10 protein-coding genes and 1 tRNA gene are annotated in these 16,275 nt (G+C 41.4%); 6 read left to right on the top strand and 5 right to left on the bottom strand.

Annotation, left to right across the window (positions count from 1 at the left end; genetic code table 11):
- The first annotated feature begins 187 nt into the window (after positions 1–187).
- The 3 genes from AAEY99_RS11595 (at position 188) to AAEY99_RS11605 (ending at position 4,922) form a co-directional block, all read left to right on the top strand.
- Positions 188–2,350, top strand: a complete 2,163-nt coding sequence (locus AAEY99_RS11595) for a TonB-dependent receptor (protein WP_351010573.1) — start codon at positions 188–190, stop codon at positions 2,348–2,350.
- 60 nt (positions 2,351–2,410) lie between these two features.
- Positions 2,411–3,718: a cytosine permease gene (locus AAEY99_RS11600; RefSeq protein WP_351010574.1), complete on the top strand. Its 1,308-nt coding sequence runs from the start codon at positions 2,411–2,413 to the stop codon at positions 3,716–3,718.
- Between the two features lie 79 nt (positions 3,719–3,797).
- Positions 3,798–4,922, top strand: a complete 1,125-nt coding sequence (locus tag AAEY99_RS11605) for an S-methyl thiohydantoin desulfurase family protein (RefSeq protein WP_182744026.1) — start codon at positions 3,798–3,800, stop codon at positions 4,920–4,922.
- Between the two features lie 53 nt (positions 4,923–4,975).
- Here AAEY99_RS11605 and AAEY99_RS11610 read toward each other — a convergent pair whose 3' ends face one another.
- Positions 4,976–5,578, bottom strand: a complete 603-nt coding sequence (locus AAEY99_RS11610) for a glutathione S-transferase family protein (RefSeq protein WP_220487284.1) — start codon at positions 5,576–5,578, stop codon at positions 4,976–4,978.
- 28 nt (positions 5,579–5,606) lie between these two features.
- On the bottom strand, positions 5,607–9,029 hold the full coding sequence (locus AAEY99_RS11615; RefSeq protein ID WP_101086791.1) for a hybrid sensor histidine kinase/response regulator: 3,423 nt from the start codon (positions 9,027–9,029) through the stop codon (positions 5,607–5,609).
- Between the two features lie 256 nt (positions 9,030–9,285).
- Between AAEY99_RS11615 and acs the strand changes: the two genes are divergently transcribed.
- Positions 9,286–11,238: an acetate--CoA ligase gene (gene acs, locus AAEY99_RS11620; protein ID WP_101086790.1), complete on the top strand. Its 1,953-nt coding sequence runs from the start codon at positions 9,286–9,288 to the stop codon at positions 11,236–11,238.
- A 111-nt stretch (positions 11,239–11,349) separates the two neighbouring features.
- Here the strand turns inward: acs and AAEY99_RS11625 are convergent, their stop codons facing one another.
- Entirely contained in the window at positions 11,350–11,751 is a 402-nt protein-coding gene (locus AAEY99_RS11625) for a hypothetical protein (RefSeq protein WP_101086789.1), read from the bottom strand.
- 246 nt (positions 11,752–11,997) lie between these two features.
- Here AAEY99_RS11625 and radD point away from each other — a divergent pair, with 246 nt between their 5' ends.
- On the top strand, positions 11,998–13,749 hold the full coding sequence (radD, locus tag AAEY99_RS11630) for a DNA repair helicase RadD (protein WP_182744028.1): 1,752 nt from the start codon (positions 11,998–12,000) through the stop codon (positions 13,747–13,749).
- A 79-nt stretch (positions 13,750–13,828) separates the two neighbouring features.
- On the top strand, positions 13,829–14,089 hold the full coding sequence (locus tag AAEY99_RS11635) for a GrxA family glutaredoxin (protein ID WP_011636939.1): 261 nt from the start codon (positions 13,829–13,831) through the stop codon (positions 14,087–14,089).
- Between the two features lie 67 nt (positions 14,090–14,156).
- Here the strand turns inward: AAEY99_RS11635 and AAEY99_RS11640 are convergent, their stop codons facing one another.
- Together AAEY99_RS11640 and AAEY99_RS11645 are read right to left on the bottom strand one after the other, a co-directional pair.
- The gene (locus AAEY99_RS11640) at positions 14,157–15,308 is read right to left on the bottom strand and encodes a DcaP family trimeric outer membrane transporter (RefSeq protein WP_101086787.1); all 1,152 of its coding nucleotides are present in this window, start codon (positions 15,306–15,308) and stop codon (positions 14,157–14,159) included.
- Between the two features lie 613 nt (positions 15,309–15,921).
- Positions 15,922–15,997 (bottom strand) — tRNA-Lys (locus AAEY99_RS11645).
- Between the last annotated feature and the right edge of the window lie 278 nt (positions 15,998–16,275).

A 16,275-nucleotide genomic window follows, 5' to 3' on the forward strand; every position in this document is an offset into this window, starting at 1 on the left:
GAATCATCTGTATTTAAATTACCAAAATAACCATATTCACGCTAAATACAATAAATAATTTTCGCATTCATACCCAACTACAAAATATTATTTTGCAAGTAAAGCTGCAAAATGGCTGCAAGTCATTATTTTTAACAATCTGATTACGATTCACAATAACTAATATAACCCCAAAGAGGGAACGGTCATGAGAAAAAGTACCACTACAGTTCTTACAAAAAAATCTTTTGTGGCAGCAGCAATTTCAATGGCCTTGTGCTCTCCCTTAATGGCTGAAGAAGCCCAAGATCCAGAAAGTAACACCATCGATACTACTGGTGTTGAACGTATTTCAATTACGGCTCGAGGCCGTACTGAGACGTTACAAAACGTTCCAGACTCAGTCACCGCGTTTAGTGCCGATATGATTGAAAACCAGCGCATCACCAGTTTTCGAGATGTTGCCGACATGACCCCAAACCTAAGCCAACTGGATAACTTTCGCCCAGGTTTAGCGCGCATTACTATCCGCGGACTTATCACTCCACAAGTTGGCGATGCCCCACTCGCGTTTGTGGTCGATGGTGTCACCGCACCAGATTTAGAATTCATCAACCAAGATTTGGTCGACATTGAACGAATTGAAGTCATGCGCGGTGCCCAAGGCGCCCTGTACGGCAAAGGTGCTGTTGGCGGCGCGGTCATTGTTACCACCAAAAAGCCTACTGAAGATATTGAAGGTTCGGTAAAAGGCTCTATTGGTAATGGCAATACTTATAAACTTAGTGGCGTTGTATCAGGTTCGCTTAACGAGTCAGACAGCGCATTTTTTCGGGTTGGCGGTTACACCAAAAATACCGATGGTTTAATCGATAACGTTTTTTTAAATGACCAAGCAGATTATTTATCCGAAAAATCTGTGTTTGCACAACTTGAATTTGATTTATTTGAAGAAACCAGTTTAAACCTTCGTGGACGTTACACCACCAGTGACGCTGGATTTGCTTATTATCAAAATGTGTCAGAAGACACTATCGAAGACTTTGATCTACCTACCTCAAACAATATATATAACAATGACCAACGTGATGTTTACGAATTAAGCGCTAAGTTGAACCAAGATTACGACCTCGGTACCTTTGATTTTATTACGGCCTACAGCAATTCAACTAACGAGCATTTTTACGATGGTGACTACTCTGCTGATGCTACTTTTATTGATGAAGATGGTTTTTTCCGAGCTCCATTTGCTACTGAAGGTTTGTTTGATGTTGAATCCTTCACGCTAGAATCGCGTTTTACCTCTCGCAGTGACCAAGCGCTTCGATGGGCAGTATCGGCCTTTTATCAAGATAAAAAACGTGATAATACCATTAACTTTTTTGATGATTTCGCCGGCGACACCCCAGAATCTCGATCAGATTTTACCAACGACAGCATCTATTTTGTTATCGCTGATAAAAATACTAGCAACGCTTGGGCATTAGCAGGACAAACAAACTACGACGTCACCGATAAACTTGAACTGACTACCGCATTACGTTTCGATAAAGACAAACGCGAATCTTATGACCCAAATGCTCCTGACGCCACATTTGCAGAGCAAACCTTCAGTCAATGGCAGCCTAAAGCGACGCTTGCTTATCAAATGACCGAAGATTTACTGATGTTTGCCGGTTATTCAAAAGGCTTTAGAAGTGGTGGGTTTAATGAGCCAGCTGAAGGCATCGATCGAAACTTTAAAAAAGAAGTATCAGACAGCTATGAAGCAGGGTTTAAAACATCTTTGTTTGACAATCACCTAACCTTAAATGGCGCCGCGTTTTGGATTGATCAAACTGATGCGCAAATCACGCAATTTAATGTTGATACTTTCACCCTAGAAAACCTCTCGATTGATAACGTGGTGACTAAAGGGCTTGAGTTAGAAGCAGATTTAGCACTGATGGAAGATTTAGATGTCCGTTTTAGTGTGGGTATCATCGATTCTGAAATCAAAGAATTTGCTCGTCAACCTAGTTTAGAAGGTAAACCTCAATTCTTCGTGTCTGACTATAATTATGGCCTTTCAGTCAATCATAGTTATGAATTGAGTGGTAATTGGACCTTGATGTCCCGTGCCGATATTCAAGTTGTGGGTCCGCAGTCATTCTCTATCGATATTCCTGATATACGCTCGTCAGCATCAACGACCTTGAACCTTGGTTTAGGGGTTAAATCTCAAGACTGGACAGTACAAGTTTATGTCGATAACGCGACAGATGAGCGCACTATTGAAGACTTATTTTTATTTGGTGATGGTGTAACCGATCTTGCACGTCAACCTAATAAACCGCGTAGCTTTGGTATTGAAGCGATTTACAACTTCTAACCATTCGCTCATTGTGTTGTATGGCTCCAACATTGGAGCCTTAATTTATTAGGGACAAGCATGCCAGATCACACATCTCTTGATGGTTTACTCGAAGATTATGCTACAACCCCGGTTCCAGAGAGCAAAACCCACAATGGCTGGAGCATTGGCATGGTCAATGGCGGACTGGCTTTTGCAGTACCGGGGTTAATTACCGGCTTAGAAATTGGTTCCGCATTAGGACTAGAGCAAAGTATTTATGCCTTTTTACTGGGCGGACTCATATTGTCCATACTCGGCACCATCACAGGTATCGTCGGAATGAAAAACCGACTCAGCTCCTGTATGACGATGAAATTTGTATTCGGTTTACAAGGTGCAAATATTGTCAGTCTTGCATTTGTGATATCACTACTAGGCTGGTATGGCGTCAATATCAATTTATTTAGCGATGTCACTGAGCAGCTATTATTACAGCTATTTCAAGCCTCCCCGTCGATTTGGGTCATTGATGTGGTATCAAGCTTCTTTATTACCATTACCACCATCTGGGGCTTTAAAATTATTGAGCGAGTATCGAGCTTATTTGTTCCTATCCTGTTTATGTTAGTGGCTTATATTCTGTACAAAAGTATTGGATTTGTTACTGTTCCTTCTGACGTTGCCGCAGAATTTACTGCCAGTAGCTTCACTTTTGGTGAAGCAGTATCTGCCGTGGTTGGTAGCTTTATTGTGAGTGTGGTATTGATGCCAGACTTTAGCCGCTTTGCCGCCAAGCCAAAAGATGCCGCCATCGCTTCCTTCCTGCCCTTTTTAGGGATCAGTAATTTTGTCTATATTGCCGCCGCTATGGCCGGCCTTGCGGTCAAAAACTCAGATGTATTAGCGGTCATGCTGACGCTAGGTTTAGGCGTTAGCGCTTTTCTACTATTGATAGCATCGAGTTGGGTCACTAATGTGGTTAATTTATACAGTGCCGCACTGGGGTTTAATGCCATAAAGCCAACTTGGCATGAATGGAAAATCATTATTGGTTGCGGAATATTAGGCGCGTTTATGGCCTCACTCAATTTGCTCGACAGCTTTACCCATTTTATTTTTAGCTTGTCGATTATTTTCAGTCCTGTTGCGTCTATTTACACTGTCGATTTTTTCATTATACGTCGTCAGAGACGCTACAACATCAGTGAGCTCCCACAGGTTAATGCATTCAACATTCCCGCTATTATTGCTTGGGGGTGTGGTATCAGTGCCTCTTTGATGGCTAATCAAGGTTGGTTTACCTTAACGAGCATCGAAGTGTGCGATGCCATGTTAGTCACGGTGCCGGTGTATTTCCTAGCTCATAAATGGGCAATGAGATCTAATGCGTCCATAAGCCAATAATCGGCACAACCATTCATTCGATGCCTTTTTTATCTGCCCGCATTCATCCAATCGGGCGAGTCAGCCACAAGAGAACAATATGAAACGATTAAACCGAACTGAACTTGCAGATATTTTACATGGCTGTGTCATTTTAGGCACTGGGGGCGGCGGTGAGATTGATGAAGGATTTAAGTATATCGATAGTGCACTCGCAGCAGGTAAAACATTTAAATTAGTCAGTGTCGACGATGTGCCTGCAGGTAAAAAAATCTGCACACCTTACATGCTAGGGGCATTATCACCAATGTCGGCTGAAGAGGAAGCTGTTTATGCCAGATTACCTAAAAGCAATCAATCTTCAATGATGACCGCCTTTAAGCGCCTTGAGCAATATACTGGGGATACATTTTACGGCACTATTTGCTGTGAACTAGGTGGCTCAAATACTGCTATTTCATTCTATGTGGCTGCGATGGCTGATGGCTACATTATTGATGCTGATGTCGCAGGCCGTGCTGTACCTGAAATTACTCATTCAACTTATTACTTCAATAATATCCCTGCTGCACCGATTGTCACGGCTAATGAATTTGGTGAATGTTTTATTTGTGAAAACATCATCGATGACTTACGCGCTGAAACCGTGGTGAGAGCGTTATCGGTTATCAGTCGTAATGATATAGCAGCCATAGACCATGCAATGCCGATTGAACAGGTAAAAGACGCAGTCATTAAAGGTACCATTTCACAATCACTTGCTATAGGTAAAGCCTATCGAGAAGCTAAAGAACAAGGTATTGATATTGCCCAGGCCATTGCCAGTCATGGCGGCGGTTATGTTGGATTTAGAGGTAAGGTTAGCGAGTTTAATTTCCGTGCTCAGCAAGGGTTTACTTTAGGCGAAGTGTTGATTAATGGCACGGGTGAGTATGTAGATAATCAATATCATATCGAAATTAAGAATGAAAACCTTGTTGGCAGGTTGAATGGTCAAGTTGATGTCACCATTCCAGACTTGATTTGTATTCTCGACATGGACAACCAAAAAGCCATTACTAACCCTAATCACACTGTGGGTATGAATGTTGCTGTGGTGATATTACCTGCGCCAAAAGAATTTATGACTGAACGCGGATTACAAGCTTTTGGACCTGCTTATGTTGGGTTAACCAGTGCATTTGAACCGGCAATACCAAGATACTTAGCAGCTAACAAACTGTAAAAAATGGTCATTGAGCATTCTTCTAGAATGCTCAATGACATACGTGTACATTCCTACCCCAACATGGAAATAAAGCCAGGTTGTTGAGTCACTCTTTCAAGCCATTGGCGAATATATGGATAGTGATTCAATTCAAAGCCACCTTGATGAGCTACATGAGTGTACGCAAACAAAGCAATGTCCGCTAAGGTAAGCTGCGAACCACACAGAAAGGATTGCTTAGCAAGTTCAGCCTCCATAACCGCCAGCGCTTTATGGCCTTTAACGTGCAGTGAGTGATATTCAACTAAACGATCATCAGGCAACCCTAAATACAACTGAATAAAGCGTGCAACGGCAATATATGGCTCATGACTATATTGTTCAAAAAACATCCACTGGTACATTTTCGCTTTACTAAAGACATCAGTTGGGATCAACTCAGAGCCTTCTGCAAGATAACCCATAATGGCATTAGATTCAGACAACACTCTGCCATCATTGAGTTCAATTGATGGTATTTTTCCTGCTGGATTTTTAGCTAAAAACTCTGGTGTCTGCGTTTCACCTTTCGTGATACTTATTTCTTGCCATAGATGCTCAACACCTAGCATATTCAGCACCAACTGCACTTTATAACAATTACCTGACATGCTATCGCCATAGGCTGTGATCATTAGTTGTCCTCAACGCTGAATAACTCACTTACTTTTTGACCAGACTAGAAATTAACGCGCGTAATGCGGCAGGTTTAACCATCTTAGCCATATAGTGATAGCCGCGTCTTTCGACATCATCAACCAACTCTTTATTGGTATTGGCAGTAATTAATATTCCAGGTAAATGTTCACCATAACGACTGCGAATACCATTCATCGCATCAATACCATTTTGATCATCATCTAAATGATAATCAGCTAACATGATGTCAGGGGCAACCCCTTTAAGCCCTAACTTAATTCGAGCATCAGCAAGATCTTTGGCACAAATAACCTCGCATTGCCAACGACTTAATAACGACTCTAGCCCCGCGAGAATGGCATCTTCATTATCAATACACAATACTTTAATGCCAGCTAAAGGCTGTAATAATGTTGGTAAAGGCTTAATGCTTATTTGGCTGACCGTTTCACCTAATGGCACGAATATAGAGAATAGAGAACCATGGCCTAAGGTCGAACTTACATGAATTTGATGATCAAGTACTTTGCTAATCCGATCGGCAATCGCTAGCCCCAGCCCCAAACCACTGACATTACGACTACTGGGATGATTAAGACGTTTAAACTCTTTAAAAATTTCTTGTATATCAAACTCATTAATCCCACAACCCGTATCGAGTACTTGAATCTCGATAAAGTCACCTCGATGTCGGCAACCAAATAACACTTTACCACCTCGAGCATAACGATAAGCGTTGGTTAAAAAGTTTTGTAAAATACGCCGCAACAATGAAGGGTCGGAGTTCACCGTCGCGGTAGAGGGCACCATCGAAAAAGAAATTTGGCTGTCACTTGCCATTGCATCAAATTCAACCGATAAACCATTAATCACTTCAGCAATAGCAAAATCACGGCGGTTAACGTCCACCATGCCAGAGTCGAGCTTAGAAATATCGAGCAAATCGGTCAATAACTCTCCCGCTATTTTCAACGAACTATTCACATGAGTTAAGGTGGTGCGGGCTTCAAGATCCAGATTAGGATATTGTGATAACGATGCTGTAAATAATCTCGCGGCATTTAGTGGCTGCATTAAGTCGTGGCCCACTGCGGCTAAAAAGCGAGTTTTAGACGCGTGTGCCATTTCTTCCTGTGCTTTAGCTTCAAGTAATTCACTGTTTAACATTGCCAATTCATAGGTTCGTTCTTGTACCCGACTTTCTAATGTTTCATTGGCTTCCAGTAACGCCTTCTCTTGTAAGCGATATTGGGTAATGTCAGTAAATGTCATTACAAAACCGCCATCAGGCATTGGGTTTCCTTGAATTTTAATCACTTTACCATCTTGGCGTTCACGCTCAGATGTGTGCGGTGTTCCATTACGCATATGTTGAACTCGCACAGCAACCTGGTTTTCAATGTCTCCAGTACCACAAAAGCCGCGCAATGCATTAAATCGCACCACATCAGCAATAGGCATTCCTTGGACTAAAAAGCTTTCAGGGTACTGGTATAGCTCGACATAGCGATAATTCCAGGCAACTAAATTAAGATCTTTATCGACCACACTCATGCCTTCATAAGCATGTTCAATTGCGCCACGTAACATATCTTGGCTTAAAATAATTTTAGAGGATGCTTCATCAACGAGACTGAATACCTCATCCAGCGCCAAATCGCGGCCTTGCAGGACTGAGTCCATCACTAATGATGCACTTGATGCACCTAAAACCCCCGACAACATATGTTCGGTGTGGGCAATTAATTCTTCTGGGGCAGCTTTGTACCAACTATCACTTTTTACTGCATCGGCTGAAAAACGACTAAAACTCTCATAAGCACGAGTAGGACTCACAAATCGGCTAGCCAAAATTAACAAATCTTGTTGCGAAATTGGCCCTTGACGTTTTTTTGAATCTTTTTTTGATGACCAAGGTTTAACAAAATTACTCGCTTGAATACGCTCAGCAACGCCAGCTCTAAACCAAATAGACCCTAGTACATAGCAAAATATATTCGCTAACAAAGCAATCAAAGTATCACTAACATTTGGGGTTATCGAATTGAGTAAGCCTGACTCACTACCAATCAAACGGGCTTCACCGGCACCTTGAAGTAAAATAAAACACCACAGGCTAAAACCGACAGCAAGGCCTAGATAGACACCAGCTCGATTGCCGTGCTTCCAATATAATCCGCCGACTAGTGCGGGCGCTAGTTGAGAAAATGCACCAAAGGACATCATCCCCAAATGTGAAAGTGAATCACTGTCGGTAAACAGTAAGTAACTCAAATAGCCGAAGCCTAAAATAACCACAATCGATAAACGGCGTACATTTAACAATAATTGAGAAAATTGGCTGAAGTTTTTTTCCCTTATTTGCCCCGTTCGCAGTAAAAATGGCACCAGCCACTCATTACTGACCATCACACTGATAGTCACCACAGCAACAATCACCATCCCCGTTGCTGCAGATAAACTACCTAACAAGGCAACAACCGCTAATATTGGTTGGTCTAGTGCCAAAGGCAAATTAATCACATAGGTATCAGCAGATACCGAATCACCCAAAATAATTTTACCGGCTAATGCTAATGGCGCGACAAACAAGCCAAACAAGGCTAAATAAATCGGAAATATCCAACGTGATTTATTTAAAATATGCTCGCCGCCACACTCGACCACCATCACATGGAACTGCCTTGGCATACATAAAAAAGCGGCCATTCCAACAAATAGTTCAGGGAGAAACGACTCTAAACGAATGTGACTATTTTCGATTAATGCTTTATCTGATGCCTGCTGCCAAATATCGCCAAAGCCATCAAAAACACCAAAACTAATTACCACGCCGACTGAGATAAATGCCGCAAGTTTAACCAATGACTCAAACGCAATCGCGACCATCATTCCAGGATTATGTTCAGTCGCATCTAATTTACGCGTACCAAATAAAATGGCAAAAATGGCCAGTAACATGGTGATCAATAATGGCACCGCCACTGGGCTTAAGGGGGTATCATCAGGTTGAAATAAGTTAAGGCTAAACACCATTGCTTTAAGCTGTAGTGCGATATAAGGCATGATGCCAAACAATGCAATAAGCGTGACTAAAGCCGCTAATAACTGTGACTTGCCATAACGAGCAGCAATAAAGTCGGCAACTGAAGTAATGTTTTGTGCTTTAGACACTACAACCATTTTTCGTAGCATGCCAAACCCAAGGGTAAACACTAATATTGGGCCGACAAAAATAGGTAGAAATGACCATAAATCATTGGCAGACTGACCTACTGTGCCTAAAAAACTCCATGATGAGCAATACACCGCTAAGCTGAGCCCATAAATCCATACTTGAGCTTTTTGGTTTATTTTACTAAACCATCGCTCGGCACCCCATGCCAAAATAAACAGCAATGACACATAACACACCGCAATCACGGCCACGATTAAGGTTAAGTTCATGAAACGTCCGCTATCACTTTATTATTATTAAAAATCTGTTTTATTTTCATCTAAAACATCATGTATTGAGCAGAAAACAACCTACATAAGAGAATCGATATAAATAATCGACCAAATCTGCAGCAATCATTACCATATTAACACGTGCAACAGACTAAATATTAAGGATATTTTAAAACTAGACCAAGGTCTAATAGTGCAAACAGCCCGTTGCAGATGATACTTTAACCACGCCATTTTTAGAAAGGGAAGCCCCATGACCCCGCAGTCTCTTTACAAAGTTCCTAGTGACATTGCAGAAAACGCACTGGTTAATAACGATCAATATAAGAAAATGTACCAGGAGTCCATTATTAATCCAGAAGGTTTCTGGAGAGAACACGGCAAACGTATTGATTGGATTAAACCTTATACCAAAATTAAGAAAACGTCTTTTGATGATCATAATCTTTCGATTAATTGGTTTTATGATGGCACGCTCAATGCCTCGGCCAATTGTTTAGATCGTCACCTTGAAGAACACGGCGATAAGATTGCTATTATTTGGGAAGGCGATGACGCCAACGAACAACGCAAATTAACTTACGCAGAACTGCATACGCAAGTGTGTAAGTTTGCCAATGCGCTACGTAGCCAAGGGGTTAATAAGGGCGATATCGTCACTATCTACATGCCTATGGTGCCTGAAGCTGCAGTAGCGATGCTGGCTTGTGCTCGCATTGGTGCTGTTCATTCAGTGGTATTTGGTGGCTTCTCACCAGACTCGATAGCGGCAAGAGTAATTGATGGAAAATCAAAAGTCTTAATTACCGCCGACGAAGGTGTTCGTGGTGGCCGTAAAATTCCTCTAAAACGCAGTATCGATGAAGCAATATCAAATCCTGATGTTACGTGCGTCGAAAAAGTCATTGTATTTAAGCGCACTGGTGGAGATGTAGATTGGGTTGAAGGCCGAGATGTTTGGTGGCATTCACTCATGGAAGTTGCTTCAGAATTTTGCCAACCAGCAGAGATGAACGCCGAAGATCCATTATTTTTGCTTTATACCTCAGGTTCTACAGGTAACCCTAAAGGTGTGCTGCATACTACTGGCGGTTATATGGTATATGCCTCGATGACACACGAATACGTGTTTGACTATAAAGCAGACGAAGTATATTGGTGTACAGCCGACGTAGGCTGGATTACTGGCCATTCGTATATGGTATATGGACCTTTTGCTAATGCCGCCACGGTATTAATTCATGAAGGCGTACCTAATCACCCTACTCCAGCTCGATTAGGTGAAATGATTGATCGACATAAGGTCAATATCCTGTATACCGCGCCAACCTTAATTCGCGCATTAATGGCTGAAGGTAAAGAACCTTTTAGTAGCTATAAAGGCGATTCATTGCGCATTATGGGTTCTGTGGGTGAACCGATAAACCCAGAAGCTTGGCGTTGGTACCATGAAGTGATTGGTCATGAGAACTGCCCTATCGTCGATACTTGGTGGCAAACTGAAACTGGTGGCATTCTGATTAGTCCATTACCTGGCGCAACTGATACCAAACCTGGCTCAGCGACTCGACCATTTTTTGGGGTACAGCCAGCACTGGTTGATAACATGGGTGATATTGTTGAAGGCACTGGTGAAGGTAACCTAGTTATCCTTGACTCGTGGCCAGGCCAAATGCGAACAGTGTACGGTGACCACGATAGATTTGCGCTGACGTATTTTAAAACATTCCGCGGTATGTATTTTACCGGTGATGGCGCGCGTCGTGATGAAGATGGCTATTATTGGATTACAGGCCGTGTCGATGATGTCATCAACGTTTCGGGACATCGCTTAGGTACTGCTGAAGTGGAAAGCGCTTTAGTGTCGCATGAACTCGTTGCTGAAGCGGCCGTTGTGGGTTACCCCCATGACATTAAAGGCCAAGGCATTTATGCATACGTCACCCTAACTCGTGGCATTGAGCCAACAGAAGAGTTACGTCAAGAACTTCGTCAATGGGTTCGTAAAGAAATTGGTGCACTTGCAACCCCGGATCTTATCCAATGGGCAAGTGGTTTACCTAAAACGCGTTCAGGCAAAATTATGCGTCGATTCTTACGTAAAATTGCGGCTAATGAAGTCACTAACTTAGGTGATTCTTCTACTCTGGCAGATCCTGCAGTGATTGATACCTTGATTGAGTCTCGCTTAAACAAAACAGAGTAATAAAATCAACTTATGATGTTCTATCCACCCTGAGAAATCCTGACCAATTTCTCTTTTCGCCCCTCGATTGAGGGGCTTTTTTTATCTAAAAATCAAGATTCATTGACGTTTTTATTTATCTGAAACCTTAGGCTGTGGGCCATAAGCAGTATCAATGGTGACATTATATGAATGGTCATTTAGAGTCATTTTATAGCTCGTTGATTGGCCCACTTTAATCGTTATGGCTTTGTCACCTAATAGATCCGCACCATCATTAGATTCATCACGTAAACTTATCAACAAATTAACCTTATTATCACTATTTGCTGTCGACACGATGGTCACGCCATAGTCTCCTTCGACACTAAGTGACACAGATTCATTTAATCCCATCACAATTTTTGAAGCCGATGCAGTAGCATCATCTGAATGCTTAACCGTTTCTTCAATAGATAAACCAATGACAAGACCTTCTTCGGCAACGGCGAGGTGGCTAACCATTAACAGAGCGGCTAACGATAAAAATTTCATAATGTGTTCTTCCTGATGGTGATAAATTTCATTTTTATTAGTATCAATATCATCTTATTTCAATAGATGAATCTACACCAACTGATATAAAAAAACAGCGCTTAACACGCAAAAAGTACCATCCCAGTGTATTTATCATCTTTAACCATGACCAATTGATTTATTTAACGCATTTAAAACATCATGGTCTATCAATCATTGGCTATGTTAAGCTTTGTATAAACCAAAATAACACTACTCGATAACGTGAAACATTCATCTACTCAACCCGGAAATATCACCTTACGCGACTATCAACAGCAATCAGTTGATGCGGCTATCGCTCATTTCAAGCACAGCCAACAATCAGCGGTGTTAGTGTTACCTACCGGTGCGGGAAAAAGTATTGTCATTGCCGAACTGGCACGTATTGCTAATGGTAATGTGCTGGTGCTAACCCATGTAAAGGAATTAGTCGCTCAAAATGCTGAAAAAGTGGGTTTGCTCACCCAAGAGGCCAATATCTATTCAGCAGGATTAAATCAAAAAAAGGCTAATGGCAAAACCGTGGTAGCCAGTGTTCAATCGGCCGCTCGCGCCCTAGAAAAATTCACTCAAGCATTTTCATTAGTGATCATTGATGAATGTCATCGAGTCAGTAATGAGTCTACCAGTCAATATCAACAACTGCTCACGCACCTTAAAGCGCGTAATCCTGACATTAAACTGCTTGGGCTAACCGCCACGCCTTATCGTTTAGGTTTAGGCTGGATTTATCGGCACCATTATCATGGGAAAGTAGGTAATACTGATAAACCTGTATTCGAAAAATGCATTTTTGAACTCCCAATGCGACCATTAATCAAGAAAGGTTACCTAACCAAACCGACCATTTTTGACGGGTTGAGTGCGCAATATGATTTTAGTGAACTGGTGGCGCATGACAGTGGTGAATACCCACAAATGGAAATCGATTCTTTATTGCATCATCAGGGACGAGCAACCACTGCAATTATCAAGCAAGTAAAACAACTTGCCGAATGCCGAAAAGGTATTTTAATTTTTGCAGCTACGGTCAGACATGCCAATGAAATCATGACTCTGTTAGACAACGATGCCGCCTTAATTACCGCTCAAACGCCACATAACGAACGTGATGACATCATCCATCGCTTTAAAGCCCAGAGCCTCAAATACATTGTTAACGTTGCCGTATTAACCACAGGCTTCGATGCACCTCATGTCGACCTTATCGCAATTTTGCGCCCCACTGCATCGGTGAGCCTATTCCAACAAATGATTGGCCGAGGGTTACGTTTAGCTCCCAATAAAACAGATTGTTTAGTCATTGATTATGCCGCTAATGGTTACGACTTATTTTACCCAGAAGTCGGTCAAGCCAAACCCAATAGCAAATCAGTGCCAGTACAAGTGCATTGTCCTGTGTGTCAATTTGCTAATACTTTTTGGGGTCTAGTGGATGGCGATGGTGATATTGTTGAACATTATGGCAGACGCTGCCAAGGATTAATCAATGAGCAACAACAGTGTGATTTTAGATTTCGATCAAAATCATGCCCAGACTGTGGAGCGGAGAATGATATCGCGGCTCGCATTTGTCATAGCTGCCAATCGACCTTAATTGATCCCGATAAACGCCTAAAACAAGTACTTAATGCTCAGCATCATCATTTATTTAAATGTGAGCAAATGTTGTTGCACGATCAAGACAATAAGTTGCTTATTCAATACATTGACATTGAAGGTAATGATTTTAAGCAAACGTTTAACTTCGCGACACCAGCACAACGAAAAGCTTTTTATGCGGTATATGTTCTCAGTCATACCCGCACGCCAGGCATTCCCCATCCTCAATATAAAAAAGTCACTGATGTATTGGCGGATCAAACTCGATTCAGAAAACCCGATTTATTATTACTGAAAAAAAACAAACATCGTTGGGATTTAGTTGATTCATTTTTTGACTATCAAGGCAAATATAAAATCGATATGAGTTAAAACAAAATTAATTGCGTTGAATTATGATTTGAAAAGTACTTATGGTATAAATTGGCCATATCATTAAACAGGAGTCACCATGTTTGTAGTTATTTTTGGCCGCCCAGGTTGCCCATATTGTGTTCGAGCTGTTGAATTATCAGAAAAGTTAGCGGCGCAAAGTGAAGATTTTAAATTCAAATATATTGATATTCATGCCGAAGGCATCACTAAAGCGGATTTATCAAAAAGTGTGGGTAAAACGGTAGAAACTGTTCCACAAATCTTTGTTGATGAACAACCTATTGGTGGTTGCACCGAATTTGAAGCTTATGTTCGTCAAAACAACTTACTCAATTAAGTAAGCTTCTTAAATTTAAACTAAAAAGGCAACCGATCTGGTTGCCTTTTTGTTATCTGCTCAAATATTAAAGAGCATATTTCGCCGAAAACATAATCCGATTTAAGTCGCCATCAGAACCGTCTTCACGTTCATTTAAGGCATGCATAAACTCAACCCCAAATGTTAGTGGCTTTGAAGGTGAAAACAATAAGTTAACGTAACCAGAGTAAGCCTCTTTATTAACTGCACCACCGGTAAGCGCCACATCATTATCTGCGCTAAAACCTGAGAACGTCACACTAGAACGCCATTGCTCCGACCACCAGTGACGATATGACACAAAACCACCAAATGATTTAATCGCTTGAATTTCCCCATTGGTATCAAGCACGCCAGCGTTGGCATAATTTAGCGCCATATAACGACCTAACCCTTCCCCGTAAGTTGCAGTAAATTTGAAGTCATCTTTACCGACAGGAATAACACCCGCGAAACTGACACCATAACCTAGTTCTGATGTGTCATACGTTGTGGTACCAACAACTTGCTCTAGATCTAATTGCCTTACAATCGCCGCCACTGAAAATGCAGAACCACTGGCAGCACTAAAGTTATAGCGACCAACAAAATCAGGAACAACGCCACTGCCACTAGTAATTCGACCACCGCCGCTCAATGGCGTCACAGTTGTTTCAGGATTCTCAATTGAGAACTGCCAATTGCCACTGGTATAACGTAGTTGTGATTGTCTCACAAACGGTGTTCCATCAGCCGCACCGACAAAGTCTAGGTTTTCCGGTAAAGCACCAGGGTTTTGGAAAGTAGTCCACGTTTGCCCTACAGTCCAATTGTCATAACTTACAAATGCATGGCGAATACGTGGAGAGTAACTATTAGAAACTCGTTCATTACCATCTGTATGCGTCATAAAATCCAGTTCAATAAAACCAGTCAGTGTATGCCCTTCAACATCAGTAACAGTCTTAAAATTAAAACGTGATTCACGAGCTTGAAAGTCGACTACTTGCTTACCATTACCCGTCGTACCATAAATAGTGCCTGGCACATAAAACTGACGAGATAACGAACCTGAATCTGGCGCCCCATTGCCATAATCACTAAACATCACATCGGCTTTAATGTAACCACCAAAAGTCATATCTGTAGCAGCCTGAGCTCCCCCACTCATCGCCAATAACGCGCCTGCAACATAAAGACTGAGTTTTTGCTTTTTCATTATTATCTCCCTATTGATATTGTTCTAATCTTGAGCAATATGAGCCAATTAACAGTCATGTAACATTAGCAATAGGTCTATGAGACAAAAGTAGACAAGCAAAAACTAATAAATAGACTACTTCGAAAACAAGATGTTGTTTAATACAATGTAGATCTTGATGAGTTTGGACACTAAAGATTTATAAGAAATTAAACGCTAAATAAGCTGATAACAAAATACATCGACCAATTACGACCTGGATTGGTTTCGTATAGCATCTTAGGCTCGCTGGAATATAATCATCGAACGCTACTCAAATCTTGTAACGTAATAATAAGATATAACGTTGATAAAAGGGATTATTAGAGGACATAACTAAAGGAGTAAAATAGTGGGTGATGAAAGGTTCAAACATTGTAAACATGACTCAAAAGTCAACGGCAGCAGTTGATTTCACACAGAGTAACTGAGCTGACGATCCATCTTGATTTTGCAAAACCTAGTTATTATTGAAGTTAAAACAAACTATCGAGATTTAAACATCTGAAAATATACTGAGCTATTTTAGCCAATGATAAGTCTGGTATTCTGTGATGATTTAGAAATAATAGTGAGGGAATAACAGAGAAAGTGGTGGGTCGTGAAGGATTCGAACCTTCGACCAATTGGTTAAAAGCCAACTGCTCTACCAACTGAGCTAACGACCCATCTTGGTGTTGCGATATTCATACTCTTGCTGGAACAAAAGCCAACTGTCTCTATTTCAAGACCAACTAAGCTAACGACCCATCTTGGTTTTGCAAGAACTGATATTCTTACTGAAACAAAAGCCAACTGTCTCTATTTCAAGACCAACTAAGCTAACGACCAATCCTGGTGTAACGTTTAAATTCTTTAACCACGATTTAAAAAGTGGTGGGTCGTGAAGGATTCGAACCTTCGACCAATTGGTTAAAAGCCAACTGCTCTACCAACTGAGCTAACG

The sequence above is a fragment of the Shewanella sp. S1-58-MNA-CIBAN-0166 genome (assembly GCF_040310085.1).
Taxonomy (GTDB): Bacteria; Pseudomonadota; Gammaproteobacteria; order Enterobacterales; family Shewanellaceae; genus Shewanella.

Coding starts and splice junctions, on each gene's coding strand:
- AAEY99_RS11595 (WP_351010573.1), top strand. CDS start 188: ATGAGAAAAAGTACCACTACAGTTCTTACAAAAAAATCTTTTGTGGCA.
- AAEY99_RS11600 (WP_351010574.1), top strand. CDS start 2,411: ATGCCAGATCACACATCTCTTGATGGTTTACTCGAAGATTATGCTACA.
- AAEY99_RS11605 (WP_182744026.1), top strand. CDS start 3,798: ATGAAACGATTAAACCGAACTGAACTTGCAGATATTTTACATGGCTGT.
- AAEY99_RS11610 (WP_220487284.1), bottom strand. CDS start 5,578: ATGATCACAGCCTATGGCGATAGCATGTCAGGTAATTGTTATAAAGTG.
- AAEY99_RS11615 (WP_101086791.1), bottom strand. CDS start 9,029: ATGAACTTAACCTTAATCGTGGCCGTGATTGCGGTGTGTTATGTGTCA.
- acs (WP_101086790.1), top strand. CDS start 9,286: ATGACCCCGCAGTCTCTTTACAAAGTTCCTAGTGACATTGCAGAAAAC.
- AAEY99_RS11625 (WP_101086789.1), bottom strand. CDS start 11,751: ATGAAATTTTTATCGTTAGCCGCTCTGTTAATGGTTAGCCACCTCGCC.
- AAEY99_RS11635 (WP_011636939.1), top strand. CDS start 13,829: ATGTTTGTAGTTATTTTTGGCCGCCCAGGTTGCCCATATTGTGTTCGA.
- AAEY99_RS11640 (WP_101086787.1), bottom strand. CDS start 15,308: ATGAAAAAGCAAAAACTCAGTCTTTATGTTGCAGGCGCGTTATTGGCG.